This is a genomic window from Hydrogenophaga sp. GW456-12-10-14-TSB4 (assembly GCF_059424305.1).
Window position 1 is genome coordinate 1 of sequence record NZ_JBWKZH010000043.1, and the last position, 23,361, is coordinate 23,361.

At 69.4% G+C, this 23,361-nt stretch carries 24 protein-coding genes and 1 tRNA gene; 9 read left to right on the forward strand and 16 right to left on the reverse strand.

Annotated features, from left to right (window positions below):
* Positions 1-153 precede the first annotated feature (153 nt).
* The 9 genes from AC07ZS_RS19585 to AC07ZS_RS19625 form a co-directional block, all read right to left on the reverse strand.
* Positions 154-1,572 (reverse strand): sensor histidine kinase, encoded by a 1,419-nt coding sequence (locus tag AC07ZS_RS19585; RefSeq protein WP_494800202.1) that lies wholly within the window; start codon positions 1,570-1,572, stop codon positions 154-156.
* Between the two features lie 6 nt (positions 1,573-1,578).
* On the reverse strand, positions 1,579-2,934 hold the full coding sequence (gene miaB, locus AC07ZS_RS19590) for a tRNA (N6-isopentenyl adenosine(37)-C2)-methylthiotransferase MiaB (protein WP_494800203.1): 1,356 nt from the start codon (positions 2,932-2,934) through the stop codon (positions 1,579-1,581).
* Positions 2,935-3,025: 91 nt separating this feature from the next.
* Entirely contained in the window at positions 3,026-3,412 is a 387-nt protein-coding gene (locus AC07ZS_RS19595) for a hypothetical protein (protein ID WP_494800204.1), read from the reverse strand.
* Positions 3,413-3,506: 94 nt separating this feature from the next.
* A complete protein-coding gene (locus AC07ZS_RS19600; protein WP_494800205.1) occupies positions 3,507-4,244 on the reverse strand; it encodes a TetR/AcrR family transcriptional regulator in 738 nt (245 codons plus the stop codon).
* Positions 4,241-5,563 (reverse strand): aspartate aminotransferase family protein, encoded by a 1,323-nt coding sequence (locus AC07ZS_RS19605; protein ID WP_494800206.1) that lies wholly within the window; start codon positions 5,561-5,563, stop codon positions 4,241-4,243. The genes AC07ZS_RS19600 and AC07ZS_RS19605 overlap by 4 nt, the downstream gene beginning before the upstream one ends.
* Before the next feature lie 74 nt (positions 5,564-5,637).
* A complete protein-coding gene (locus AC07ZS_RS19610) occupies positions 5,638-6,270 on the reverse strand; it encodes a class I SAM-dependent methyltransferase (protein ID WP_494800207.1) in 633 nt (210 codons plus the stop codon).
* Positions 6,271-6,286: 16 nt separating this feature from the next.
* Positions 6,287-6,847, reverse strand: coding sequence for a YaeQ family protein (locus AC07ZS_RS19615; protein WP_494800208.1), 561 nt, complete (start codon positions 6,845-6,847; stop codon positions 6,287-6,289).
* A 62-nt stretch (positions 6,848-6,909) separates the two neighbouring features.
* Positions 6,910-6,986: transfer RNA gene (locus AC07ZS_RS19620), tRNA-Met, on the reverse strand.
* A 37-nt stretch (positions 6,987-7,023) separates the two neighbouring features.
* Entirely contained in the window at positions 7,024-7,812 is a 789-nt protein-coding gene (locus tag AC07ZS_RS19625) for an enoyl-CoA hydratase (RefSeq protein ID WP_494800209.1), read from the reverse strand.
* Between the two features lie 145 nt (positions 7,813-7,957).
* Between AC07ZS_RS19625 and AC07ZS_RS19630 the strand changes: the two genes are divergently transcribed.
* The 3 genes from AC07ZS_RS19630 to paaK are packed head-to-tail and all read left to right on the forward strand — an operon-like array spanning position 7,958 to position 10,487.
* Positions 7,958-8,752 carry an enoyl-CoA hydratase-related protein gene (locus AC07ZS_RS19630; protein ID WP_494800210.1) on the forward strand — a complete coding sequence of 265 codons (795 nt, stop codon included), beginning with the start codon at positions 7,958-7,960 and terminating at the stop codon, positions 8,750-8,752.
* A 2-nt stretch (positions 8,753-8,754) separates the two neighbouring features.
* On the forward strand, positions 8,755-9,195 hold the full coding sequence (gene paaI, locus AC07ZS_RS19635) for a hydroxyphenylacetyl-CoA thioesterase PaaI (protein WP_494800211.1): 441 nt from the start codon (positions 8,755-8,757) through the stop codon (positions 9,193-9,195).
* On the forward strand, positions 9,192-10,487 hold the full coding sequence (gene paaK / locus AC07ZS_RS19640) for a phenylacetate--CoA ligase PaaK (RefSeq protein ID WP_494800212.1): 1,296 nt from the start codon (positions 9,192-9,194) through the stop codon (positions 10,485-10,487). The genes paaI and paaK overlap by 4 nt, the downstream gene beginning before the upstream one ends.
* Here paaK and AC07ZS_RS19645 read toward each other — a convergent pair.
* Genes AC07ZS_RS19645 through AC07ZS_RS19655 form a run of 3 tightly spaced genes read right to left on the reverse strand, consistent with a single transcriptional unit; the run spans position 10,484 to position 14,204 of the window.
* Positions 10,484-12,298: a M61 family metallopeptidase gene (locus tag AC07ZS_RS19645; RefSeq protein ID WP_494800213.1), complete on the reverse strand. Its 1,815-nt coding sequence runs from the start codon at positions 12,296-12,298 to the stop codon at positions 10,484-10,486. The genes paaK and AC07ZS_RS19645 overlap by 4 nt on opposite strands.
* Positions 12,295-13,008, reverse strand: a complete 714-nt coding sequence (locus AC07ZS_RS19650; RefSeq protein ID WP_494800214.1) for a DsbC family protein — start codon at positions 13,006-13,008, stop codon at positions 12,295-12,297. The genes AC07ZS_RS19645 and AC07ZS_RS19650 overlap by 4 nt, the downstream gene beginning before the upstream one ends.
* 26 nt (positions 13,009-13,034) lie before the next feature.
* Positions 13,035-14,204, reverse strand: a complete 1,170-nt coding sequence (locus tag AC07ZS_RS19655; RefSeq protein ID WP_494800215.1) for an FAD-dependent monooxygenase — start codon at positions 14,202-14,204, stop codon at positions 13,035-13,037.
* A 76-nt stretch (positions 14,205-14,280) separates the two neighbouring features.
* On the opposite strand from AC07ZS_RS19655, the gene AC07ZS_RS19660 reads away from it, so the two are divergent.
* Entirely contained in the window at positions 14,281-15,156 is an 876-nt protein-coding gene (locus tag AC07ZS_RS19660; protein ID WP_494800216.1) for an MOSC domain-containing protein, read from the forward strand.
* Positions 15,157-15,158: 2 nt separating this feature from the next.
* Here the strand turns inward: AC07ZS_RS19660 and AC07ZS_RS19665 are convergent, their stop codons facing one another.
* Together AC07ZS_RS19665 and AC07ZS_RS19670 are read right to left on the reverse strand one after the other, a co-directional pair.
* On the reverse strand, positions 15,159-16,022 hold the full coding sequence (locus AC07ZS_RS19665; protein ID WP_494800217.1) for an N-formylglutamate amidohydrolase: 864 nt from the start codon (positions 16,020-16,022) through the stop codon (positions 15,159-15,161).
* Between the two features lie 3 nt (positions 16,023-16,025).
* Positions 16,026-17,006 carry a Bug family tripartite tricarboxylate transporter substrate binding protein gene (locus tag AC07ZS_RS19670; protein WP_494800218.1) on the reverse strand — a complete coding sequence of 327 codons (981 nt, stop codon included), beginning with the start codon at positions 17,004-17,006 and terminating at the stop codon, positions 16,026-16,028.
* A gap of 103 nt (positions 17,007-17,109) precedes the next feature.
* Here AC07ZS_RS19670 and AC07ZS_RS19675 point away from each other — a divergent pair, with 103 nt between their 5' ends.
* The 3 genes from AC07ZS_RS19675 (at position 17,110) to AC07ZS_RS19685 (ending at position 20,269) form a co-directional block, all read left to right on the forward strand.
* Positions 17,110-18,009 carry a LysR substrate-binding domain-containing protein gene (locus tag AC07ZS_RS19675; protein WP_494800219.1) on the forward strand — a complete coding sequence of 300 codons (900 nt, stop codon included), beginning with the start codon at positions 17,110-17,112 and terminating at the stop codon, positions 18,007-18,009.
* 177 nt (positions 18,010-18,186) lie between these two features.
* Positions 18,187-19,278 carry a redox-regulated ATPase YchF gene (gene ychF / locus AC07ZS_RS19680; protein ID WP_494800220.1) on the forward strand — a complete coding sequence of 364 codons (1,092 nt, stop codon included), beginning with the start codon at positions 18,187-18,189 and terminating at the stop codon, positions 19,276-19,278.
* Between the two features lie 217 nt (positions 19,279-19,495).
* Positions 19,496-20,269, forward strand: coding sequence for an RNA pseudouridine synthase (locus tag AC07ZS_RS19685; protein WP_494800221.1), 774 nt, complete (start codon positions 19,496-19,498; stop codon positions 20,267-20,269).
* Here the strand turns inward: AC07ZS_RS19685 and AC07ZS_RS19690 are convergent.
* A complete protein-coding gene (locus tag AC07ZS_RS19690; protein ID WP_494800222.1) occupies positions 20,242-21,420 on the reverse strand; it encodes an MFS transporter in 1,179 nt (392 codons plus the stop codon). The two genes, AC07ZS_RS19685 and AC07ZS_RS19690, sit on opposite strands and share 28 nt — an antisense overlap.
* Complete coding sequence (locus AC07ZS_RS19695; RefSeq protein WP_494800223.1) at positions 21,417-21,899, reverse strand: YqaA family protein; 483 nt, start codon at positions 21,897-21,899, stop codon at positions 21,417-21,419. The genes AC07ZS_RS19690 and AC07ZS_RS19695 overlap by 4 nt, the downstream gene beginning before the upstream one ends.
* A gap of 177 nt (positions 21,900-22,076) precedes the next feature.
* Between AC07ZS_RS19695 and dusB the strand changes: the two genes are divergently transcribed.
* Entirely contained in the window at positions 22,077-23,111 is a 1,035-nt protein-coding gene (dusB, locus tag AC07ZS_RS19700) for a tRNA dihydrouridine synthase DusB (protein WP_494800224.1), read from the forward strand.
* Positions 23,108-23,344 (forward strand): helix-turn-helix domain-containing protein, encoded by a 237-nt coding sequence (locus AC07ZS_RS19705; protein WP_494800225.1) that lies wholly within the window; start codon positions 23,108-23,110, stop codon positions 23,342-23,344. The genes dusB and AC07ZS_RS19705 overlap by 4 nt, the downstream gene beginning before the upstream one ends.
* Positions 23,345-23,361: the final 17 nt, after the last annotated feature.

A 23,361-nucleotide genomic window follows, 5' to 3' on the forward strand; every position in this document is an offset into this window, starting at 1 on the left:
GGCTGGGGGAGGGCAGGGGCGGCCATCGGGATGGCGGTGGTGCCGCTGTCCACGGTCCCGGGTGCCGCCGGCGCCGTGCCGCAGGCGGCCTGTGACAGGGCCAGCGCGGCGATCAGGCCGGCCAGGCGCCCTGCGCGTGGATGGGAGGAGGGGCTAGTGAGCATGGGGCAGTTCGATGCGGAAGTGGGCACCCTGGCGCTGGGGCAGCAGGGTGATGCGGCCCCCGTGGGCCAGAATGTACTCGTGCACGATGGACAGGCCGATGCCGGTGCCGCGCACGGCGCCGGTGGGTTGTCGTTCGCCACGGTAGAAGGGTTCGAAGATGCGGTCTCGGTCCGCCTCGGCCACGCCCGGGCCCTGGTCCACGATGTCGATGCAGGCGCGGCCCGGCAGGTCCAGCAGCACGAGGCGGATGTGGCCGCCTTGCGGCGAGAACCGGATCGCGTTGGACAGCAGGTTGCCCACCGCCGAGGCGATCTTCTCGCGGTCCAGCGGCATGGTCGTCGGCACGCCCTCGACGCGCACCTTGAGCGACTGGGCCTGCCATTGCAGGCGCTGGGTGTCCACCTGGTCCTCGAGCAGCGCCAGCAGGTCGGTGCGCTCGCGCCGGAGCTGGCGCGCCTCGAAGGCCGCCGCGTTGAAGCGCAGCAGTGCCTCGATCTGATGCTGCAGCAGTTGTGTGTTGTGCTGCAGGATGGTCACCACTTCGGCCTGGCTGGGGTTGAGCGCCCCGGCCACACCGTCGCCCAGCACCGCCACGCCTTCGTGCAGCGAGGCCAGCGGCGTCTTGAGCTCGTGCGAGATGTGGCGCAGGAAGCGCGCCTTGTCGGCATCGAGTTCGGTCAGCCGCAGCCGCAGCCATTCGAGCTGCTGGCTCACGCGGCGCACGTCCGACGGGCCGGGGATGTCGATCGGCACGTCGAGCCGGTTCTCGCCCAGACCCTGGATGGCCTTCTCCAGCCGCTTGAATGGCCGCGCGAGCCAGATGCCGAAGCCCAGCGCCAGGATGGCCGCGATGCCGATCGAACCCACCACCTGCTGCGTGAGTTCCTGCCGGCTGGTCTCGAAGCGGGCCTGCAGGGCCTCGTTGCGGCCCGTGATGATGGACTGCACCTTCTGCGCGATCGAGGCGCTGTGGCCGTCGATCTCGCGGAACACCTGGGCCACCTCGCGCTCGCGGTCCAGGGCGGTCTCGGGCGGGCCGTCCAGCAGCACGGTGATGGCGTCCAGCCGGTCGCGCCAGTTGGCGGCGTAGTCGGGCGGCAGTTCGTTGTCTTCGAGCCGGCGCAGGATGTCGCGCGCGTTGCCGGCGGCTTCGTCGAAGCGCTGGCGCAGCTGGCGGTCGCGCAGCACCAGCGACTGGCGCGCCGCGCGCTCCATGGTCAGGCTGCGCTCGGACAGCGACTGCGCAGCGGTCGACAGCGCGATGGCCTGCGCCGCGCTCTCGCGGCTCTGCGCCATCAGGGTTTCGAGCGAGAACAGCGCGCGCACCGCCGCCACGCCCAGCAGCGCCCCGATCAGCAGGAAGGCAACCAGCAGCAGTTGCTGGAAGGAGAAGCGCAGCGGTTTCACGCGGCTTTACGCTTCCTGGCGCACCAGCACCTCGGCGCGCAGGGAATGCGGGCGCGCCTCGGTGATGCGCACGTCGAGCATCTGGCCGATCAGGCGCTCGGCCTGCGGGCCGCCGTCGAAGTTGACGATGCGGTTGCACTCGGTGCGGCCCATCAGCTCGATCTCGCCGTTCTTGCCCGGGCGGCGCGAGCGGCCTTCCACCAGGATGCGCTGCACCGTGCCCTCGCGGCTGGCGCTGATGCGCCGCACGTTCTCCTCGACGACGGCCTGCAGGTGCTGCAGCCGCTGCAGCTTGACCTCGTGCGGCGTGTCGTCGGGCAGGTTGGCCGCCGGCGTGCCGGGGCGTGGGCTGAAGATGAAGCTGAAGCTGGCGTCGAAGCCCACGTCGGTGATGAGCTTCATCGTCTTCTGGAAGTCGTCTTCGGTCTCGCCGGGGAAGCCGACGATGAAGTCGCTGCTCATGGACAGCTCGGGCCGGATCGCGCGCAGCTTGCGCACGGTGCTTTTGTATTCCATGGCGGTGTAGCCGCGCTTCATCGCCATCAGGATGCGGTCGCTGCCGTGTTGCACCGGCAGGTGCAGGTGGTTCACCAGTTGCGGGATCTTGCCGTAGGCCTCGATCAGGCGCTGGGTGAATTCGTTGGGGTGGCTGGTGGTGTAGCGGATGCGCTCGATGCCCGGGATCTCGGCCACGTACTCCAGCAGCAGGGCGAAGTCGGCAATCTCGCTGGTCTCGCCCATCGCGCCCCGGTAGGCGTTCACGTTCTGGCCCAGCAGCGTCACTTCTTTCACGCCCTGGTCGGCCAGGCCGGCGACTTCCACCAGCACGTCGTCGAACGGGCGGCTCACCTCTTCGCCGCGCGTGTAGGGCACGACGCAGTAGCTGCAGTACTTGGAGCAGCCTTCCATGATGGACACGAAGGCCGACGCGCCCTCCACCTTGGCCGGCGGCAGGTGGTCGAACTTCTCGATTTCGGGGAAGCTGATGTCCACCTGCGGCAGGGCCTGGCGCGCGCGCTGGTTCAGCAGCTCGGGCAGGCGGTGCAGGGTCTGCGGGCCGAACACCACGTCCACGTAGGGCGCGCGCTTGATGATCTCGGCGCCTTCCTGGCTGGCCACGCAGCCGCCCACGCCGATCAGCACGCCCTTTTCCTTGAGGTGCCGCACGCGGCCCAGGTCGCTGAACACCTTCTCCTGCGCTTTCTCGCGCACCGAGCAGGTGTTGAAGAGGATGAGGTCGGCTTCTTCCACGTCCTGTGTGGGCTCGTAGCCTTGCGCGGCGCCCAGCACGTCGGCCATCTTGTCCGAGTCGTACTCGTTCATCTGGCAGCCGAAGGTTTTGATGAAGACTTTTTTGCTCATGGGGAATTCCGTTCGGGAAAGGGCGTCGCGCAGCGGGCGCACGCCATGGGCGCGGCCGCGGCCGTGGGGGCCGCAGCGGGCGCCGGGGGACTCAGTTGGTGGTGCGCGTGGTCGAGCTCTGCTGCGACTCGAACACGTAGTTGCGCTGCGTGCCGAAACCCGCGCGCTTTTCCTTCGCCTCGGCCTCTGTCAGCAGCCACACCTGGTGGATCTGCCCGCGCTGGTCGAGCGTGTAGTTCACCACCCGCTCCTGGTTGACCAGGGTGGAGGACATGACCAGCTTGTTGGAGGCATCCAGGATGCGGGCGCCCGGTGCGAAGCGCGTGGCGCGGTCGTCCATGGCCACCAGGGGCGGCTGCACCACCACCATGGTGCCGCGCAGCGCCTTGGCCGGGAATTCGCGTTGGACCGCCTGCGCGTGGGCGGCGGCGGCGGAGAAGAGGAGGGCGGCCACGAGGGCCAAGCGGCAGCGGTTCATGGTATGTGTCCAGAGGCTGTGGGGAAGGGGCGCGGCGCTCCCGCGCGCGAGGAGCGATTGTCTCACGCGGGGCCGCGGCGGCCCCTGTGGGCCGTCAGCCGGCGGCGGCGCGCCAGGCGTCGATCTGCCGTTCCAGCCCGCCGATGAACACCGCCAGGTAGGTCTCGAAGCCGCTGTCCAGCGGCTGGGCATGACCGCTCTGCCAGCGCAGGATGAAGGCGCGGTTGACCAGCGCGGGCAGGTGGCGCGCCACCGTGGGGTGGCGCAGCGCGGAAATCTCGTGCGCGCGCGCCTGCATGGCGGTCTGCCAGGCCTCGGTGTCTTCGGTGGGCACCGGCGCCAGCTCCATGGTGGGAAAGCCGCACATCGCGGCCACGATGGCGTTGTAGGCCGGCACGATGTGCGCGTCGGGGCAGCCCGCATCCTCCAGCGCCTGCAGGATGCGCTCGATCAGGTCGGTGTTGCGCTGCTCCGAGTTGGACAGCAGGCGCGCACCCACCAGCTGCGCCATGTGCGGGTGCCGCCGCATGGTCTTGCGGTACTGCCGGAACAGGGCGCGCAGCCAGTCCTGCCAGCCCAGCCGGCCGCGCGGCGGGATCGCCTGCGCCATGGTCACGGTGCAGACCTCGCCCAGCAGCGCGTTCTTGTTCGGGAAGTACCAGTACAGCGCGGTCGGGTAGACGCCGAGCGAGCGCGCCACGTCGCGCAGGCTGAAACCGTCCAGGCCTTTTTCGGCGATCAGCGCGAGCGCCACCGCCGCGATCTTCTCGTGGGTGAGGCCGTCGGGCGCCGGTTCGGCGCGGCGGCGGCGCGGGGTTTTTTCGGTGCTCACGCGCTGCCGAGCAGAGGGCGGTGGCGCTGCACGAAGGTCTCGAATGCCTGCACGTACCGGTCGATGTGCGGGGCGCGGATCGGCAGCGAGAGCACGGTGAAGCCGCGCCGCGCGACGTAGAGGCCGGCCTCCAGCATGTGGAAGAAGAACAGGTCCTTGAGGCGTGGGTCGCCGCCGTCCGTGTCGCCGATGTGCCCGATCGGCCGGGCCGTGGCCTGCAGGTTCATGAGCGAGCCCAGGCCGGTGAACTGCAGGTCCACGCCCTGGGCGCGGCAGACCGCGTTCAGGCGCTCGCGCATCGCGTCGCCCATCGCGTTGAGCGCGAGCGCGGCCTCGGGTGTGTAGAGGTCGCGCAGACCGGCGATGCCGGCCGACATGGTGAGCACGTTGTTGTTGAAGGTGCCGGCGTGCGCCAGCGCGCCGGCGCGGCGCGGGTCGAACAGCGCCATCACGTCGACCCGGCCGCCGAAGGCACCGAAGGACATGCCGCCGCCGATGTACTTGCCCAGGGTGGTGAGGTCGGGCGTGAGGCCGAGCTGGCCCTGGCGCCCGTTGGGGCCGAGGCGCGAGGTCATCACCTCGTCGAAGATCAGCAGCGCGCCGGCCTCGGTGCTGGCCTGGCGGAGCGTCTGCAGAAAGGCCGGCGTGGCGGGAATGCAGCCGCCCGCGCCCTGCATGGGCTCGACCAGCACCGCGGCGAGGTCGCCCGCGTGCCGCCGGATCAGCGCCAGCGCATCGGCCGTGTCGTTGTAGCGGCCGATCAGGAAGTCGTGCGGCACGTTCACCGGCGAGGGGCCGCCCGCGAACGTCAGCACGCCGCCGTGGTACGCGCCCTTGAACACCAGCACCTTGCCGCGCTGCGTGAAGGCCTTGGCCACCGCGATCGCCATCAGGTTGGCCTCGGTGCCCGAGTTGGTGAAGCGCAGTTGCGCGATCGAGGGGAAACGGTCGCAGACCAGCCGCGCGAGCTGGCTCTCCAGCAGGTTGTGGCCAGTCAGGTTGATGCCGTTCTCCAGCGCCGCCTGCACCGCCGCCCGGATGACCGGGTGCGAGTGGCCGTACAGGCCGGCCGTGAACTCGGCCAGGAAGTCGGTGTACTCGTGGCCGTCGGCGTCCCACAGCCTGCAGTCCTCGCCCCGGCGCATGGCCAGCGGGAAGGGGGCGTAGAACAGCACGCTGCGCGTGTTGCCGCCCGGCATCACCTCCAGGGCCCGTTCGTGCTGGGCCTGGCTGGCCGGGTTGCGCCGGGCGTAGTCGGCACTGGCTTGTTCGACGGCGGCGGTGATCGCCTCGTCGCGGGACAGGGTGGCTGAGGTCATGGAAACGGCTCCGGCAGGGCGTGGAGCTGTTCACTGTACCGGAATCGTTGTACGGTGTACAGGAGATTTCAGGCTCAGATTTTCTGCATCAGCGCGACGTTGGCGCAAGGCACTTCGCAGTGCCAGCCGTGGTGCCGGGCCAGCCAGCGCAGCGTGGTCTCGCGGTAGAACACCACATGCGTCGGGTCGCGGCGGTAGTGCCACTGGGCAAAGCGCGTGTCGTCGGTCTGGAAGCCGGTCATCAGCGCGAGCCAGCCGCCCGGGCGCAGCAGCGTGTCCAGGCGGCGGAACTCGGCGGCGGGGTCGTGGAAGTGCTCGGCCACTTCGGTGCAGGTGATGAAGTCGTGGGTGGTGGCCAGGGGACCCGTGTCGGGGTGGAAGAACGGGTCGTACAAGGCCACTGTGTGGCCGGCCTCACGCAGCATGTCGGCCAGCACCGGGCCGGGGCCGCAGCCGAAATCCAGGCCGCTGCATCCGGGCGCCAGGCGTTGCAGCAGCGGCGTGGCCATGCGGGACAGGAAGGCGCGGTAGCCCGCGTTGTCCCCGGTGTTCTGGTGCAGCGCGTACTCGGCGCGCTCGGCCTCGCGCGAAGGCCGTTGCTCGGGGAAGAGAAAGGTGGCCTCACAGCGGCCGCAGCGGCCATAGGCGCGCTCGCCGACGACCTGGAACGCCCGGCCCTCAAGGCCTTCGCAGACAGGGCAGCGCATGGCGCGAGGCCGGGGCTTACTTCCAGCGAATCGGTTCGATCAGCACGCTGCCGCGCTCGCTGGAGAGCGTGAGCGCGCCTTCCTGCACCGTGGCCTGCAGCTGCATGCTGCGCTCGGCGAGTTCGGCCAGCGCGGGCGCGACCTCGGTCGGCAGCCGCCAGACCTGCAGGCGGTCCAGGCGCGTGAGCTTGGTTTCGATGCCGCGCCACCACACATCGGCCGCGCTGCTGAAGGCATAGACCATCACCGCGTCGGCCTTGCTGCAGGCCTTGGCCAGCGGCTTGTCTTCCGGCTGGCCGACTTCGATCCACAGGCGCTTGCGGCCGGTGAAGTCGGTCAGCGAGACGTCCGGGTCGTCCGGGTCGGACAGGCCCGCGCCGAAGGCCAGCGTGCCGTCGCCCCGGCAGGTGTCCTGCAGTTCGTGGGCGAGCAGGGCCATCGCCACCAGCCGGACCATCATGCGCTCGTCGGTCTCGCTGGGGTGGCGGGCCAGGGTGAGCGCGTGGTCGGCGTAGTAGCCGTGGTCGATGTCGGCGATCTGCAGGTGCGCCTTGAAGATGGTGGACTTGATGGCCATGGCGGAACGGATCGGGAATGAAAAAAGCGGGCTCCGTTGCCGGAGCCCGCTTTTTGAGATGCTGGTGGCGATAGGTGGACTTGAACCACCGACATCAGCATTATGAATGCTGCGCTCTAACCAACTGAGCTATATCGCCAGCGAAGCGCGCATTATAGCCCGATTTTTGGGCCGTTTCAGCGGTGCTGGAACGCCGGCTTGCGCTTGTTCACGAAGGCGTCCATGCCTTCCTTCTGATCCTCGGTGGCGAACATCGCGTGGAACAGGCGGCGCTCGAACATCACGCCGTCCGACAGCGTGCCTTCGAAGGAACGGTTCACCGCCTCCTTGGCCGCCATCACGCTGGGCAGCGAAAGACCGCAGATCACCAGGGCGGCGCCCAGGGCTTCGTCCATCAGCTTGTCCAGCGGCACCACGCGGCTGACCAGCCCGGCGCGCTCGGCTTCGGCGGCGTCCATCATGCGGCTGGTGAGCACCATGTCCATGGTCTTGGCCTTGCCCACCGCGCGCGGCAGGCGCTGCGTGCCGCCGGCGCCGGGGATGATGCCCAGCTTGATCTCGGGCTGGCCGAACTTGGCGTTGTCGGCCGCGATGATGAAGTCGCACATCATGGCCAGCTCGCAGCCGCCGCCCAGGGCAAAGCCGCTCACGGCCGCGATCACCGGCTTGCGGATGGTGCGGATGGTTTCCCAGTTGCGGGTGATGTAGTCGCCGTTGTAGACGTCGGCGAAGGTGTAGGTGGCCATGGCGCCGATGTCGGCGCCGGCCGCGAAGGCCTTTTCGCTGCCGGTGACGATCATGCAGCCGATGCCCTCGTCCGCGTCGAAGGCCTTGAGCGCCGCGCCCAGCTCGTCCATGAGCTGGTTGTTGAGCGCATTGAGCTGCTTGGGCCGGTTGAGTGTGACGATGCCCACGCGGCCTTCGGTGCGCACGGTGATGCATTCGGGTGGGGTGGCGGCGGTCATGGTGTCTCCTGAAGCAATGGCGTCGGGTTGAAAGCCCACCACTATATCGGGCCCCAACCCCCGGGAAAACATTAGCCGACCGATTGGTTGGCTAATGGTAAATTGCGGTCCATCGCCCAACGATCCACCAGGAGACAAGCCGACCATGAGCAACGCCACCGTTGTGTACGAAGAGCGCGGGGCCGTGGCCCTGGTCACGCTCAACCGCCCCGAGGCCCTGAACAGCTTCACCCGCCAGATGCACCGCGAGCTGTGGGCGGCGCTGGACCGGGCCGAGGCCAACCCGGCGGTGCGCGCGCTGGTGCTCACCGGCGCCGGGCGCGGTTTCTGTGCCGGGGCCGACCTGGCCGAATTCGATTTTGAACCCGGCCCCGATCTCATCAAGCGGGCCGACCCCGGTCCGGTGATTGAGCAGGCCTTCAACCCCACCGCGCGCCGCCTGCAGGGGCTGCGCATGCCCACCATCGCGGCCGTCAATGGCGTGGCCGCGGGCGCAGGCGCCTCGCTGGCCATGACCTGCGACATCGCGATCGCCGCCACGGGAGCGAGCTTCATCCAGGCCTTCAGCAAGATCGGCCTGGTGCCCGATGCCGGCGGCAGCTGGTTCCTGGTCGAGCGCCTGGGCCTGGCGCGCGCCATGGCCCTGGCCATGACGGGCGACAAGCTGCCGGCCGCGCAGGCCAAGGAATGGGGCCTGGTCTGGGACGTGTCCGACGACTGCGTGGGTGCGGCCCTGGCCCTGGCCGCGCGCCTGGCCGTCATGCCCACCAAGGCGCTGGTGGCCACGCGCGGTCTGCTGCGCGACGCCGGCACGCGCACGCTCGACCAGCAGCTCGACGTGGAGCGCGACACCCAGTCGGCCCTGGGCCGCACGCACGACTACATCGAAGGCGTGATGGCGTTTCGCGAGAAGCGCCCGGCCCAGTTCAAGGGCGAGTGAGGATGAGCCCGCACGACAAGGCCCGCAAGGTGGGCGAAACCATGTTCGCGGTGGACACCGCGAGCAAGGACACCATGGGCATGGAGCTGCTGGCCTGCGAACCCGGCCGCGCGGTCATGCGCATGGCCGTGCGCCCGCTGCACCTCAACGGCCACCAGATCTGCCACGGCGGCTTCATCTTCACGCTGGCCGACTCCACCTTCGCCTTTGCCTGCAACAGCCACAACAAGAATGCGGTGGCCGCCGGCTGCGGCATCGAGTTCCTGCGGCCCGCGCACGCGGGCGACGTGCTCACCTGCGAAGGTGTGGAGCAGACCCTGTCGGGCCGCCACGGCATCTACGACATGCGGGTGAGCAACCAGCGCGGCGAGGTGGTGGCCCTGTTCCGCGGCAAGAGCGCCGTGATCGCCGGCACCGTGTTTCCCGAGGACGAGCAAACATGAAGACCTTTCCCCTCGAACCCATCGAAAAAGCCGGCATCGACGAGCTGCGCGCGCTGCAGCTCAAGCGCCTGCAGGCCACGCTGCGCCACGCCTACCAGAACTCGCCGGTGTACCGCGCGAAGTTCGATGCGGCCGGGGTGCACCCGGACGATTGCCGCAGCCTGGCCGACCTGGCGAAGTTCCCGTTCACCACCAAGAAGGACCTGCGCGACAGCTACCCCTTTGGCATGTTCGCGGTGCCGCGCGAACAATGCGCGCGCATCCACGCCAGCAGCGGCACCACCGGCAAGCCGACCGTGGTGGGCTACACGCTGAAAGACATCGACACCTGGGCCACGGTGATGGCGCGCAGCATCCGCGCCAGCGGTGCGCGCCCTGGCGATCTGGTGCACGTGAGCTACGGCTATGGCCTGTTCACCGGCGGCCTGGGGGCGCATTACGGCGCCGAGAAGCTGGGCCTCACGGTGGTGCCCTTCGGCGGCGGCCAGACAGAGCGGCAGGTGCAGCTGATCCAGGACTTCCGGCCCGACATCATCATGGTCACGCCAAGCTACATGCTCGCGATCGCCGACGAGTTCGAGCGCCAGGGGGTGGACCCGCGCGAGAGCAGCCTGCGCCTGGGCATCTTCGGCGCCGAGCCCTGGACCAACGACATGCGGCTGGCGATCGAGCAGCGCATGGGCATCGACGCGGTGGACATCTATGGCCTGTCCGAGGTGATGGGGCCGGGCGTGGCCAACGAGTGCGTGGAGACCAAGGACGGCCCGACGATCTGGGAAGACCATTTCTACCCCGAGATCATCGACCCCGACACCGGCGAGCCGGTGCCCGACGGCGAGATGGGCGAGCTGGTGTTCACCAGCCTGACCAAGGAGGCGTTGCCCATCATCCGCTACCGCACGCGCGACCTCACGCGCCTGCTGCCCGGCACGGCGCGCCCCATGCGCCGCATGGAGAAGATCACCGGCCGCAGCGACGACATGATGATCGTGCGCGGCGTCAATGTGTTCCCCACGCAGATCGAAGAGCTCATCCTCAAGCGCGCGGAACTCAGCGCGCACTACCAGTGCGTGCTCACGCGCCAGGGGCCGATGGACGACCTCACGGTGGTGGTGGAAACGCGCTCGGGCCTGTCACCCGAGAGCGAGGAGGCGCAGGGGGCGGCGCGCCTGCTGCAGCACGACATCAAGGTGTTCGTGGGCAGCAGCGTGATGGTGCAGCTCAAACCCGAAGGCGGCGTGGAGCGCAGCCAGGGCAAGGCCAAGCGCGTTCTGGATCAGCGAGGGCGCTAGTTCAACCAGCTGGCGAGCTTGGGCGCGTCGTCCACTGTCAGCCGCACGGTGAAGGACTCGGTCGGCCAGTCCAGCGGCAGGCGCAGCAGGCGCTTGTCGCGCGAGACCAGCGCCGTCAACTTGGCGCGCCGCGCGCGCAGGGGCGGCAGTTCGTCGAGCTTGTGGATGCGCCAGGCCTCGGCCTCGCCGCCGCGCTGCGCGGGCGCGAACTCCACGCCCAGCCATTCGTCGTTCGCGGCCATGCCGGCGGCCTCGGCCGCACCGCCGCGCAGCACGGTCTTGAGCACCACGCCGCCGCCAGCCTCGCTCACGCGCAGGCCAAGCTGCTGTGCCAGCGGCGCCTTGTCGTGCGCCACCTTCACCCCGTGGTTCTGCAGCAGCGAGGGCAGGGGCAGCTCGTCGGTGCTGTGCACCCAGGCGGCGATTTCACCTTCGTAGCTGCGCCGGCCCAGGCGCTTGAGCGCGCGCAGCACGTCGGCCTCGCGCATCGGGCCGCCTTCGCAGCGTTGCCAGAGTTCGCGCATCACCGCATCGAGCGAGCTGTGGCCTTCGGCGCGCAGCGTGAGGTCCAGGCACATCGCCACCAGCGAGCCCTTGGTGTAGTAGCTCACCGTCGCGTTGGGCGTGTTCTCGTTCATGCGGTAGTACTTCACCCAGGCGTCGAAGCTGGCTTCGGCGACGGTCTGCACCAGGCGGCCCGGCGTCTGCTGCACCTGGTTGAGGGTCTTGGCCACCAGCTGCAGGTAGGTCGCCTCGTCGATCAGGCCGGCGCGGCGCAGCATCAGATCGTCGTAGTAGCTGGTGAAGCCCTCGAAGAACCAGAGCAGCTCGGTGTGGTTCTCGGTGTCGTAGTCGTAGCGCGCGAACTCGGCCGGGCGCAGGCGCTTGACGTTCCAGGTGTGGAAGTACTCGTGGCTGATCAGGCCCAGCAGCGTGGTGTAGCCGTCGGTGGCCTTGAGGGCGGCAGGCTTGTCGCCCGGCGCGGGTGCGCGCGGCAGGTCGGCGCGCTGGCAGATCAGCGCGGTGGAGTTGCGGTGTTCCAGGCCGCCGTAGCCGTCGGCGCTGGCGTACAGCATGAACACGTAGCGCGAGAAAGGCGGGGGCTGCTGGCCGTGCCAGAAAGCGATCTGCGTCTCGCAGATCTTGCGGGTGTCTTCGATCAGGCGCTCGCCGTCCATCCACTCGCCCGCGCCGGCCACCACGAAGCGGTGTTCCACCCCGCCGGCCGTGAAGCTGGCGCTCCAGAAGCGGCCCATCTCGACCGGGCAGTCGGCCAGTTCGTCGTAGCCTTCGGCAAGGTAGTGGCCGAAGCCCTGGTCGTCTACGGCCTGGGGGGTGAGACCGGTGGCGACCTGCCAGCCGGCGGTGGCCTTACCGGACACGAGCTCCAGCGCGTGCGGCAGATCCTCCTGGCCGAGCACGCGCAGGCACAGGCTGGTGGCGTTGAAGAAACCGCGCGAGGCGTCGAGGAAGGCGGTGCGCACCGAGGCGTCGAAGGCGTAGACCTCGTAGCGCAGCTCCAGCGGTTCGCCGGCCGCGGCCTGGGCCTGCCAGCGATGCTTGTCGAGCTGTTTGAGGGCGATCGGCTGGCCGTTCTGCCAGGCGCGCAACTGCTGCAGGTTCTGCGAGAACTCGCGCACCAGGTAGCTGCCCGGTATCCACACCGGCAGGGCCACGCGCTGGTTCTTCGCGGGTTGTTCGATGCGCAGCGTGACGGCGAACAGGTGGGCGTGCGCGCTGAGCACCGAGACGGTGCAGCGCACGGCGGCGGCGGTGCGCGCGGCCCTGGCCGCCTTCGCCCGGGTGCTCAAGGCTTGGCTTCCGCGAGCTGTTTCTCGATCTGCTCGGCACCGATGGCGCCCGGCACGCGCGTGCCGTTGGCGAAGATGATGGTCGGCGTGCCGGTGATGCGAGCCTTCTTGCCGTACTCGAAGTTGCGTGCCACGGCGGACGCGTCGCAGGTGGCCGAGGGCGGGGCCACGTCGCGCACCATCCAGTCGACAAAGGTCTTGCCCTTGTCCTTGGCGCACCAGATGTTGCGCGACTTCTCGCCCGAATCGGCGCTGAGGATGGGGTACAGGAACACGTGCACCGTGACGTTGTCGATCTTCATCAGGTCGCGCTCGAAGCGCTTGCAGTAGCCGCAGTTGGGGTCCTCGAACACCGCCATCTTGCGCTTGCCGTTGCCGCGCACGATGGTGAAGGCGTCTTTCAGCGGCAGGTCCTTGAAGGCGATGGCGGTGAGCTTGTCCAGGCGCTGCTCGGTCAGGTCCACGCGGGCCTTGGTGTCGATCATCGAGCCCTGGATCAGGTAGTTGCCTTCGGCATCGGTGTAGAACAGCTCGCTCTGGTTGACGCGCACCTCGTAGATGCCGGGCATGGGCGTCTTGCTGACCTCGTCGATGGTGGGCAGGTTGGGCAGGCGCTCGGCGAGGTTCTTGCGGATGGCGGCTTCCTGGGCGGTGGCGGCGAGGGACAGGGCCGCGAGCGCCGCGACCAGGAGGGATTTGAGGATGTTCATCGTGAGAGGTCTTGGAAAAGGAGATGTCAAAGGCTGGGCTGGCCCATGGCCTGGCGGGCGATCCAGCGCTTGAGCGGGCCGCTGCGGTCGAAGCCGGTGAGGCCCCAGTTGCGCAGCGCCTGCACGCGCGAGTCGCCGTTGGCGAACAGGCCGAACAGACCGTCGGTGACCCAGCCCATGGCGCCCACCTCGGCGGCGCGCGCTCGCTCGTAGCGGCGCAGCAGCTTGAGGTCGCCCAGCTCGCGCCAGTACTCGCGCTGCTGCAGCACGCGCGCCAGTTCGGCGGCATCGGCCAGGCCCACGTTCAGGCCCTGGCCCGCCAGCGGGTGCATGGCGTGCGCCGCGTCGCCGGCCAGCGCCACGCCGCCCTGGGCGGTGCGGGCGATCCAGCGTTGGGCGCGGGAGAGTTCGAGAGGCCAGGCCTGGGCGGGGCTTTCCATGTGCATGTGGCCCAGGGCCTGGGCGCAGCGCGCCTGCACGGCCTGGGTGAAGGTGGTCGGGTCGGCTTGCAGCCAGGTGTCGGCCTGCTGTGCAGGGACAGACCACACCAGCGCCACGGAGTTCCCGAAGGCGCCGCCCAAGGGCAGCAAGGCCATCACCTCGCCGTTGGAAAACCACTGCCGGGCGATGCCGCCGTGCGGCTGGTCGCAGTGCAGCCGCGCGGCCACCGCCTTGTGGGGGTAGGGCCACACATCGAATTCCAGGCCGAGTTCCGCGCGCGTCTGGCTGCGCTTGCCCTCGCACACCACCGTGAGGGCGGCGTTGGGCGCTTCGCTCACGCGCTCGATGCCGCCCTGGAAGCCGATGGCGTCGGACAGGCGCTGCTCCAGCGCGGGCACGTCCACGATCCAGGTCAGCGCGTCGGCGCCCTGGTCGTCGGCGGAAAACTCCAGCTGGCCGCCGTCGTCGCCCCAGACCTGCATGGCGCTCACCGGCGTGATGGGGGGCACGCGGGCGTCCTGCGGATCGGCTTCGGGCCAGGCGCGCACCGAGCGCAGCAGGTCGCGCGAGGCGGCGTTGATCGCGTAGGCGCGCACGTCCGGCGCGTCTTGCGGGCCGCGTGGCGCGCCGACCAGGGCCACGCGCAGGCGGTCGCGGGCCAGCAGCAGGGCCAGGGTCTGGCCCACCACGCCGGCCCCTCGGATGGCAACGTCGAAGCGCCGGGTGGAACCGGTGCGGGGGGCTGGGGAGTTCATGAGGGGGATTCTAGGAGCAGGGCACAATCCGGGCCTTCCCCGGGCGATACCCGGTACCCCCCTCCTGACCATTCCCATGAGTGCAGACCAAACCGCCGCCGACGTGCAAGCCACCATCGCCCAGCTCTGGGTCTACCCGGTCAAGTCCTGCGCCGGCATTTCGCTGACCGAAGCCGAGCTGACCGACACCGGCCTGCTCTACGACCGCGCCTGGATGGTGGTGGACGCCGACGGCGAGTTCGTGACGCAGCGCGAGCTGCCCCGCATGGCCCTGATCCAGACCGCCTTCAAGATGGGCCAGCTGGTGCTGCGTGCGCCCGGCATGCTGGCGCTGCACCTGGCGCTGGACGCGGCCGAGGGCCCGCTCAAGGTGCGCGTGTGGGACGACGAGGTGCCCGCCTACGACATGGGCGATCTGGCCGCGCAATGGTTCAGCGACTTCCTCGGGCGGCCCCTGCGCCTGGCGCGCTTCGACCCCGAGGTGCGGCGCGTGAGCAGCCTGAAGTGGACCGGCGGCCGTGAAGCCGTCACGCAGTTCGCCGACGGCTTCAGCCTGCTGGTGACCAGCACCGCCTCGCTGGACGAGCTCAATACCCGCCTGGGTGCGGCCGGCCACGCGCCGGTGGAGATGCTGCGCTTTCGGCCCAACATCGTGCTGGCCGGTGTGGAAGCCCACGACGAGGACCGCGTGGGCGCGATGCGCATCGGCACCGGAGACGGCGCGTCCGCGCTGATCGAGCCGGTCAAGCCCTGCGGCCGTTGTCCGATTCCCAACATCGACCCGGCCACCGCCAAGGCCAGCCCGGAGGTGAACGACACCCTGCAGGTCTACCGGCAGGACCCGCGCCTGGACGGCGCCATCACCTTCGGCATGAACGCCATCGTGCTCGAAGGCGACGGGCAGGTGCTGCGCGTCGGCCAGCCCGTGGGCGCCGACTGGAAGTTCGACTGAACTCAGCCCCGGGCTGATGCCTCGCTCGCGTAGCGCGCCAGCGTGGCCGCCAGCTCGCCCAGGTCGCGCTGCACGGCGCTGAAGCTGCCGTTGCGCTCCCGCGTGGCTTCGTCCATGTACACCGGGCGGCGGATCTCGATCTGCAGGCTGTGGCGCCGCAGCGCGGGCTGGCCGATGCGGGCGATCAGCTGCACGCCCTTGTACGGGTCGTTGCGGGCCACCGAGTAGCCGCGCGAGCGCAGCTCGCGCTCCACCAGATCGACGAACGCCGGGTCGCAGGTGGTGCCGTCGCGGTCGCCCAGCACGAAGTCGGCCAGTGGCCGCGTGCTGCGGATCTGCAGCCGCTCGTACGCGTTGTCGGGCATGGAGTGCAGGTTCAGGTGCCAGAGCGCACCAAACCGCTGCAGGGTCTCTTCGATGCATTGCGACAGGGCCGCGTGGTACGGGCGGTAGCAGCGTTCGATGCGCGCCCGCACCTCCGCCACGGTGAGCCGGCGGCGGTAGATCGGGGTGGCGGCGTCGATGTTGCGCCACACCAGCCCGAACCCCAGGCGGGTCTTCTCGCCGGGGTTCAGGGGAGCGGGCCAGGCGCCGTCGAGCAGGTCCGGGTCGAGGTCGTCCTCGGCGCGGTTGCAGTCGATGTAGGTGCGGGGAAAGTGGGCGGCCAGCAGGCTGCCGCCGACCGAGGGCACCGCCGCCCACAGCGCGTCCACATGCGTGTCCTCGCCGCGCCGCAGCAGCGCCCGGGGCACGGCGTGGTCGTAGTCCGCCGGGTAGTCGGTGCCGCTGTGCGGCGAATCGCACACCAGGGGCACGGGCGTGGCGGCGGGACGGTGCAGCGTGAACGTTGGCGCGTCGATCGGCATGCGTCAGTCCACCGAGATCTTGGCCATCTTGGCCACGCGCTCATAGCGTTCCATGGCCTGCTGGATCTGCTGGGCAAACGCCTCGGGCGTGCCGGGGATCAGCGTGGAGCCCGAGGCTTCCATCTGCCGGACGAACTCGGGGTGCTTCATGCCCTTGTGGATGGCGGCGTTGAGCCTGGCCACCACCTCGGGTGGTGTGCCCGCCGGTGCCACAACGCCGAACCAGCCGCCGCCACCCATCTGGGGGAAACCGAGTTCGCCGTAGGTGGGCACATCCGGCAGCGAGGGCGAGCGCTTCTCGCTCAGCACCGCCAGCGCCCGCAGCTTGCCGGACTGGATGTTCGGCAGGGCCGAGGGCAGGTTGTCGGTGATCGCGGTCACCTGGCCTGCCATGGCATCGGTCATGGCCTGCCCGGCGCCCTTGTACGGCACGTGCAGCAGGTTCATCTTGGACAAGGCCATGAAGTGCTCGATGTTGGCGTGGCCCAGCGAGCCGATGCCCGGCGAGGCGAAGCTGTACTTGCCCGGGTGGGCCTGGGCCAGGGCGATGAGCTCCTTCATGTCCTTGGCCGGTGTGCCGGGATGGACGGCAAAGACGCTGGGCGTGGTCGCCACGTTGGTGATCGGGGCGAAGTCCTTCACCGCGTGGTAGCGCAGCTTGCTGCCGTAGACCGCCGGGTTGCTGCCGTGCGTGCTGACGGTGGCCATGCCCAGGGTGTAGCCGTCGGCCGGCGCGCGGGCAACGAACTCCATGCCCGTCGAGCCGCCGGCGCCGGCCTTGTTTTCCACCACGATGGACTGGCCCAGCTCGCGGCCCGCGTACTCGGCCACCAGGCGCGCGGCCAGATCGGTCGAGCCGCCGGGGGCGAACGGCACGATCAGCTTGACCGGCCGGTTGGGGTAGGGGCTCTGGGCCTGGGCGCCTCCCACGACGAGGGCGGCGGTCACGGTCAGCGCGGTGCGCAACAAGGTCTGGATTTTCATGAGAGGTCTCCTCCTCAGGGATGGGAGCCGAAGGGTAGGAAATCCGGCGACCCCGGGCAAACGACATTTTCGGCTGTGGCGATGACATGATGTAATCGCTCGCATGCGCATCCGAAGCCCGTCCCTGGTGGAGCTGCACGCCTTTCTGGGGGTTGCCCGCCATGGCAACTTCCACCGCGCTGCCGATGATCTGTGCGTCACGCAGGCGGCGGTGAGCCGCGCGGTCGCCCGCCTGGAAACGCACCTGGGCGTTCAACTGCTGGACCGCGCCGTCAACGGGGTGCGCCTCACGCCGGCGGGCACCGAGCTGCGCCGCCAGGTCGAAGGGCCGGTGGCCGCGCTGGAGGCGGCGGCCAGCCACGTCCGCGTCCTGCCCGAGGCTCTGCGCCTGCGCCTCTCCGTCGTGCCCAGCCTGGGCAACCTCTGGCTGCTGCCGCGCCTGGAAGACTTCCGGCAGCGGCACCCGGAGATCGAGATCGAATTCCGCCAGTACCACCACGACGAGGGCTTCACCCGCGACGACGTGGACCTGTGGGTGGCGCTCAAGGCGCGCGCCGGGAAACCCTGGCCGCGGCAGGTGGCGGCGCAGTACCTCATCGGCCGCGAGATCGTGGCCGTGTGTGCGCCCGCCCTGGCCCAGGGCGTCGACAGCGTGGACGCGCTGCTGAACCTGCCGCTGCTCTACCACAGCAACTACCGCGAGAACTGGGCCACCTGGGCCCAGTCCGTGGGCGGCCAGCTGCCTGCGCAGTGGCGCGGCACGGGGTTCGACCTGGTCATGAACCTGATCGAAGCGGCCCGGGCCGGCATGGGCGTGGCGGTGGTCCAGCGCTGCATGGTGCATTCCGAGCTGGCCACCGGCCGCCTGGTGACCCCCGTGCCCGGCAGCGCCAGCACCGGGCGGGGCTACTACCTGTGCCGTCCGCGCGCCACCGCCGGCTCCCGCGCGGTGGAGGCCTTTGCGCTGTGGGTCCGCGAGCAGGCCCGGCGCGCGGGCGGCTGAGTACAATCGGCACCCGTTCCCCCTTGGCAAAACGAGGACAGCGTCCTCACCGAATCGCGGCACCTCCCATCCCGATTCACCGGTTGCCAGCCGTCTGCGATCCGCGCATCTCGGGCACTTCGACCACACCGTGTGCGGGCTCGATGGTGCAGAGGGGTTGATTTACAAGGAATTTCCATGAGCCTCCAATGCGGCATCGTGGGCCTGCCCAACGTCGGCAAGTCCACCCTCTTCAACGCGCTGACCAAGGCCGGCATCGCGGCCGAGAACTACCCGTTCTGCACCATCGAGCCCAACACCGGCGTGGTGGAAGTGCCTGATCCGCGGCTGCAGCAGCTGGCCGAGATCGTCAAGCCCGAGCGCATCGTGCCGGCCATCGTGGAATTCGTGGACATCGCCGGCCTGGTGGCCGGTGCCAGCACGGGCGAAGGCCTGGGCAACAAGTTCCTCGCGCACATCCGCGAGACCGACGCCATCGTCAACGTGGTGCGCTGCTTCGAAGACCCGAACGTGATCCACGTCGCCAACAAGGTCGACCCGATCGCCGACATCGAGGTCATCCAGACCGAGCTCTGCCTGGCCGACCTCGCCGCGGTGGAAAAGGCCCTGCACCGCGTGAACAAGACCGCGCGCTCGGGCGACAAGGAGTCGATCAAGCAGGTCGCCATCCTGGAGAAATGCCAGGCCGCGCTCAACGACACCCAGCCGGTGCGCACCATCGACTTCAGCAAGGAAGAACAGGCGCAGCTCAAGCAGTTCTTCCTGATCACCGCCAAGCCGGCGATGTTCGTGGCCAACGTCTCCGAAGACGGCTTCGAGAACAACCCGCTGCTCGACCGCCTCAAGGAATTCGCGCAGAAGCAGAACGCGCCTGTGGTTGCCATCTGCGCCAAGATCGAGGCCGAACTCTCCGAGATGGACGACGCCGACCGGCTCGAATTCCTCAAGGAACTCGGGCAGGAAGAGCCGGGCCTGAACCGCCTGATCCGCGCGGCCTACCAGCTGCTGGGCCTGCAGACCTATTTCACCGCCGGTGTGAAAGAGGTGCGCGCCTGGACCATCCACGTGGGCGACACCGGCCCGCAGGCTGCCGGCGTGATTCACACCGATTTCGAGAAGGGCTACATCCGTGCCCAGACGATCGGCTTTGACGATTTCATCGCCTTCAAGGGCGAGCAGGGCGCCAAGGACGCGGGCAAGATGCGCGCCGAAGGCAAGGACTACGTCGTCAAGGACGGCGACGTGATGAACTTCCTGTTCAGCAGTTAAGCCCGGCTTTGCGCCCCTGACCCTCGAGGGTCATTCGGGCCGCTCGACCGTTCATTGGGAAACACTCGATGGACCACGCAGCCCGTACCGCGAAAGTACCGCTTTCCATGCCACCCCAAAACGCCGTCCCCCCGCGCCGCTCCCACCTGGAGCTGAACATCGACACCGCGAAGCGCGTGCTGCCCGCATGGGCCAGCCAGGGCGTAGAGTCGGCGGCATGAGCGATCCGACCCGACCCGAACCCCAGCGCCTGGCCAAACGGCTGGCCACCCAATTGCCTTGCTCGCGCCGCGACGCCGAGATTTACATCGCCGGCGGCTGGGTGCGGGTCGACGGCGCCGTGGTGGAAGAGCCCATGGCGCGTGTGCGCGACGAACAGGCCGTGGTGCTGGACCCCAAGGCGCGGCTGGAACCGCTGGTACCGGTCACGCTGGTCTGGCACAAGCCCTCGGGCCAGGCCCTGCCCGACGAATCGCCCCTGCCCGATGAGCTGGCCGCGCGCTGGCTCGCACCCGGTGCGCGCTTCCAGGGCGACCGCTCGGGCATGCGCCCGCTCAAGGCGCACGGCCATCGGCTGCTGCCGGTGGCGCCACTGGAGGTCCTCTCCAGCGGCCTGATGGTGTTCACGCAGAACCCGGGCGTGGCGCGCAAGATCACCGACACCTCGTCGCCGCTGGAGCACGAGTGGCTGGTGGAGGTGCAGGACGACCCCGAACTCGACGACGACGCGCGGCGTGAGGCGGTGCTGCAGTCCCTGGGCAAGGCGCTGTTCTTCGACGGCTGGGCGGTGCCCGCGGCGCGCGCGAGCTGGCAGAGCGAGCGGCGCCTGCGGCTGGCGATCAAGGGCACGCTGCCGGGGCAGGTGGCGCACCTGGCCGAGCGCGCCGGCCTGCGCCTGGCGTCGGTGCGGCGCCAGCGCCTGGGCCGCATCGGGCTGGACGGCCTGCCCTCAGGCCAGTGGCGTTACCTGGCGGCGCACGAGCGCTTCTGAAGCCGCGCGGCCCACGCGCTCACGGCCATCGCGACCAGCATCACGGCCAGGCCCACCTGGTGGAGGTCGAGCATGCGGCCCTGCGAGATCATCACGCCACCCAATGCCGCCCCCAGTGCCTGCCCGCCGTACAGGGCCGAGGTGTTGAGCGCCACGGTGGCCGGGGCCAGTTCGGGCGAGATCTGAACCAGCCGCGCCTGCTGCGCCGAGTTGCACGAGAAGCAGCCCAGCGCCCAGGGGATGAGCACGAAGGCCTGGGCCCAGACGCCGTGGCGACCCAGCGGCCAGAGCAGCAGGCTCAGCACGATCGCCCCCAGCGTGATGAGCACCGCCCGGGGTGCGCCGAGGCGGTCGATGAAGCGCGTGACCGCGACGTTGCCGGCCAGGCCGAAAACGCCGAACCACAGGAACATCAGCGAGAGCAGCGCGCCACCCGCGCCCAGGGTCTGGGCGAAGTAGGGCGCGAAGTAGGAGAACAGCGTGAACTGCCCGAAGGAGAAGAGCAGCGTCACGGCCACGGCGGTCATGAGCGGGCCCGAGCCCAGGGTGCGGCCCCAGGCCTCGCGCGAGAGCGCGGCGGGCTTGATGCCGTCGGGCATCTCGCGCCACACCCAGGCGCCGCTGAGGAACGAGGTCAGCGCCACCAGGCCAAAGGCCCAGCGCCAGTTGAGCTCGCCGCTGATCCAGGCCGACAGCGGCATGCCCAGCACCGAAGCCAGCGACCAGCCCAGGAAGATGAAGGTGATGGCGCGCCCACGCATCGCCGGGCCGACCAGCAGGCCCACGCTGGCCGCCGCCTGCGGCGTGAAGATGGCCGGCGCGATGACGGCCAGCACGCGCAGCGGCAGCAGGGCCGCGTAGTTGGGTGCCAGCGCGCAGGCCAGCAGCAGCACGCCATACCAGATCAGCGAGACCGTGAGCAGGCGGCGCCGGTCCCAGCCCGCGACCAGGCTGGCGAACAGCGGCGCGCCCAGCCCCATCAGGATGGCCGCCGCGGTGATGAGCTGACCGGCCTGCGGGATCGACACGCCCAGGGACTGGCTGATGTCGTTGAGCGTGCCGGGCACGACCATCACGCCGGTGCCGATCACGAAGTTGCCGACCATCAGGGCCCAGAGGGCGCGGGGCAGGCCGTTGCGGGCGAGGGTCATGGGTGCAGGGTTCCTGGGAAGAACCACAACAGCGCGGCTGTCATGGTGAGGTAGCGGGCGAATTTGCCGATGGCCATGTAGGCCAGGCAGGGCCAGAAGGGGAATTTCAGCCAGCCGGCCACGGCGCACAGCGGATCGCCCACCACCGGCAGCCAGGACATCAGGCAGGCCTTGGGGCCGAAGCGCTCCAGCCATCGCAGCGCGCGCAGATCGACGTGGTTGCCGCGCGCGCGGTCCACCACCTTGTGCGTGCCCAGGCCCATGAGCCAGCTCACGGCACCGCCGGCGGTGTTGCCGGCGGTGGCCACCAGGATGGCGGGCCAGAAGAGATGCGGGTTGAGCTTGATGAGGCCGAACACCGCGGGCTCCGATCCCAGGGGCAGCAGGGTGGCCGAAATGAAGGACACCACCAGCACCGTGCTCAGGCCGAATTCGGGCAAGGCCAGCAGTTCCATCAGGTAGGTGATCCAGTCGGGCATGGGCGGTGTTTTGGGGGGAGGGGAAGACCGGCGATCGGGAAGTCGGATGGCGGGCGAAAAAAGAGGGGCGATATATCGCCTGCTGAAAAAACAGGCAGATACAATCGCCTTCCTTCGCCCCCCGCGCCAGCGGGGATCGCGGCAGATCCACCGCTCGACACCGATTCTCCCACCGCCATGCAACTCGGGGCTTTCACCCTGCCCAATGCCCTGTTCGTCGCGCCCATGGCGGGGGTGACGGACCGGCCATTCCGCAAGCTGTGCAAGCGCCTGGGCGCGGGCTATGCGGTGAGCGAGATGGTGACCTCGCGCCCCGATCTGCAGGACAGCCTCAAGACCTCGCGCCGCGCCAACCACGAAGGCGAGGCCGCGCCGATCTCGGTGCAGATCGCCGGCACCGACGCGCAGATGATGGCCGACGCCGCGCGCTACAACATCGACCGCGGCGCGCAGATCATCGACATCAACATGGGCTGCCCGGCCAAGAAGGTCTGCAACAAGTGGGCCGGTTCGGCGCTGATGCAGGACGAGGCGCTGGCCATCGAGATCGTGCAGGCCGTGGTGGCCGCCTGCGAGCCGCACGGTGTGCCCGTCACGCTCAAGATGCGCACCGGCTGGTGCGCCAGCGTGCGCAACGCCCCCACGCTCGCGCTCGCGGCCGAGGCCGCCGGTGTGCAGATGCTCACCGTGCACGGCCGCACCCGCGAGCAGGGCTACAAGGGCCAGGCCGAGCACGACACCGTCGCCCACATCAAGAGCCGCGTGCGCATCCCGGTGGTGGCCAACGGCGACATCGACAGCCCCGAGCAGGCGCGCGAGGTGCTGCGCCGCACCGGGGCCGACGCCATCATGGTCGGCCGCGCCGCCCAGGGCCGGCCCTGGATCTTCCGCGAGATCGCCCACTTCCTCGCCACCGGCGAACACCTGCCGCCGCCCGACCTGGCCGACGTGCGGGTCTGGCTGCTCGATCACCTGCACGACCACTACGACCTGTACGGCGAAGACACCGGGGTGCGCAGCGCGCGCAAGCACCTGGGGTGGTATGCACAATCGCTGCCGCTGCCCCCGGGCGCGGCCGCCCTGTTCCGTTCGCGCGTCAACGCCGTCACCACGGTGGAGGCGCAACTGCGCTGCGTGAGCGAGAGCCTGGACGAGTGGTCCGGCACAGCAACAACAACAACCCCGAGCGACGACTGGAAACTGGCCGCATGAAACAGAACAATTTGCACGACTGTGTGCGTGCCAGCATGGAAGACTTCTTCCGCGACCTCGACGGCACCGATCCCGCCAACCTGCACGACATGCTGGTCAAGGCGGTCGAGAAGCCCTTGCTCGAAGTGGTGATGGAGCAGGCACAGAACAACCAGTCGCGCGCTGCGCAATGGCTGGGGCTGAACCGCAACACGCTGCGCAAGAAGCTCCTTGAGCACAAGCTCATCGACTGAGCCCGACCGATTTCCCA